At 43.3% G+C, this 2,444-nt stretch carries 3 protein-coding genes; all 3 read right to left on the reverse strand.

All coding sequences use genetic code 11. The features are described from left to right. Positions 1-79 precede the first annotated feature (79 nt). Positions 80-1,057 (reverse strand): transposase, encoded by a 978-nt coding sequence (locus PPOP_RS16670; RefSeq protein WP_006287817.1) that lies wholly within the window; start codon positions 1,055-1,057, stop codon positions 80-82. Between the two features lie 254 nt (positions 1,058-1,311). Continuing rightward, positions 1,312-1,779, reverse strand: a complete 468-nt coding sequence (locus PPOP_RS16675) for a hypothetical protein (RefSeq protein ID WP_042229513.1) — start codon at positions 1,777-1,779, stop codon at positions 1,312-1,314. Between the two features lie 12 nt (positions 1,780-1,791). Further along, positions 1,792-2,444, reverse strand: a 653-nt coding sequence (locus PPOP_RS16680; protein ID WP_006287818.1) for a polymorphic toxin-type HINT domain-containing protein, incomplete at its 5' end; no start/stop codon positions are given.

The raw sequence follows: 2,444 nt of genomic DNA on the forward strand, positions 1-2,444 counted from the left end.
TCGTTCCGCGATGCCTCTCAGGCTACGGGAGTGTAGTCTGTTCTCCCGATCGGACTTTCACCGATAAGAAGTTGTGTCCTTAGCTGGACACGCCAATGCCCCATCGCATGTTATACATAGACATGATTTCACCCGGTGGGAAATCAGCGGCAGAAAGATTCGTAATGACGGTTTCATAAGCGCCATGAGGCAGGACGAAACGAACAACCCGAAAGGAAATCGGGTAAAACAAGTTCTCATGCAAATCCAAAAAATCAAATGTAGACGTGGAAGGAACGAACTTGTAAATCCCGGGATTAGCCTTGACCTCTTTGGTTTGTTTTTTGGTTAGTGTCAGGTGAACGTCCCTATCAAACTCTCCGCTAGAGGGCAAACGCAAGCCCGAAAGAATACCATTGGAATCCAAATCCTTTACCCGTATGACATAGTTCCACCCTTTGCGTTCAAGATGCGCGAAATTGTTGTAACTTTCATAACCTCTATCGGCAATAACAATGGTTTTGCCCTTGATGGGAGAACGGTCAACCATAGCAGCCAGCGCCCTTCCCTCGTTGCACAACCTTCGTGGCTGAACAATGGCATCCACGTACAGTCTGTTGCACAAGTCATAGGCAGCGTTCAAAGGCAGAAGGTTATAGCCTTTCGTGTTCGGTTGACTTTGAAAATAGGTGTCCGTGTCCGCAGAGTCAGTTGCGATATGCAAATCCGAACCGTCAACGGCAAGTAATTGATACCCTCGGTAGTCCTTGATATCCGTATACGATTGCGTAAATGCGTGAAACAAGAATTCCACAGCAGACGGCAGGATTTTATTCCTCTGTTGGACAAAAGCGGAAGTGGTTGCGGCGTTTACGTTATAACCTTGGGATTCCAGGAGTTCCTTATATATGCTGTTGCCCCCCATGGAGATCAGGAGTTGCATAACCGTTTCAAAGGGGAGCTTTTTCTTTCGGGTAAAATCTTTTTCAGGGTTTTTGACATAAGGTGCTGGTGCGGCTGCCATTTCTCGTATGAGGGATGTCAGCGTTTCTTTTAGCGAATTCGCGTACTCATTCATTGGCGTAACCTCCTCGTTTTTTCAAGGGGCTTCGCCACACACTTTCATCTGCTTGTCAAGTCCTGTTTTTCTTTTTCGTATAAAAAAAAAGCCGGCTATCTTTTCGATAACCAGCTCTTATTCTTGATTTTTGACCTTGATCCTTAACTTAATGACATTGGGGATACGCCCCCCTGGGGGAAAAGTCTTGACAGACCCGAGCATATATCCGTTTATCGTAGTCAAAAGATGTTTATTTAGCACTGAACAGCCCATCATTTTTCACAGCAGGACGTTATTTTTCTCTCCATTCTATTATCAATCCCGTATATCTCAAAGTAGCTACAATCAAAGGATCGAATTTCAATTACAGCACTTGGATGTTGTAACCCTTCTCCTTCCTCCGTTTCTGGAAGATTATCCACATCCCAATCTATTTTTGTTTCTCTATGAGCACCAATGAAAACACCTGAATGAAATTGAACAACTCTTTTTACTTTATTCACCAAATCTACGGTGTTTCCAATTTTACAATATGGTCTAGGAAAAAGAATGTCCAAGGATTGATGGGTACTACCGAATACATCAAAGGCATACCATGAAAGCTGTTTTGTCTCTTGCTCTATGCAATTTAGTAATCGAGCCAATTGTTCACCTAAACAACTTAAATCACTTTCAAATTGCTCGCCACTAAGCCTAATGATGTATCTTGGATCTATCAATGTATTGGTGTTGCTATCCAAATTAACTCCCCCTTACTTGATGAAACTCCATGAGCCATCTTTAAATATTGCAGGATGGTGATGTGGATTTGTATGATTTTGTGGACGACCGTGGTTAGTCCAGTCTGTACGTCTTACTGGGACACCGTTTTTTCCCCATTCTAAAGTTTGAATATAGCCTCCCCTTCTTCCTTTTTGCCATCCAATCTGAGTATGAGGGTTCATGGATCTTGGTATGTGAACAGTACCGTTTATCATCCTCCCATCAGTTCGTGGAAGAGCAAATGGATTACCATTAGCATCCTTCGGTACATACTTAGGTCTAGTAACTCCTCCCGTCCCCCTAGACACCTTACTAGCGCTAGTGCTTTTTCCGGCACTTTTCACAACGTTTTTTGCAGCGTTATTTACAACGTTTTTCGCAGTATTTTTTGCAACGTATTTTGTAACACCTTGTACTATCGCTCTTACAATCACTCCGATGACATTATGTGTCCATATTTCCGACTCCGTAACGAAATAATTATGTACTTCATCGACTCCGAAGTTATACACAGGTAAACTGTTGTTCTTTATCTCGATCCGGTCGATAAGATAGGGCATGCCTTCTGGACTTTGAAGCAGATCTCCAACCTTCAAATGCCTTGCTTCCACCCATCCTTGGCCGTGCACCCAGAACGGATGCT

The sequence above is a fragment of the Paenibacillus popilliae ATCC 14706 genome (assembly GCF_000315235.1).
GTDB lineage: Bacteria > Bacillota > Bacilli > Paenibacillales > Paenibacillaceae > Paenibacillus_B > Paenibacillus_B popilliae.

What these genes read in the sequence shown, in the direction of transcription:
- PPOP_RS16670 (WP_006287817.1), bottom strand. Translation starts at nt 1,057, where the DNA reads ATGAATGAGTACGCGAATTCGCTAAAAGAAACGCTGACATCCCTCATA.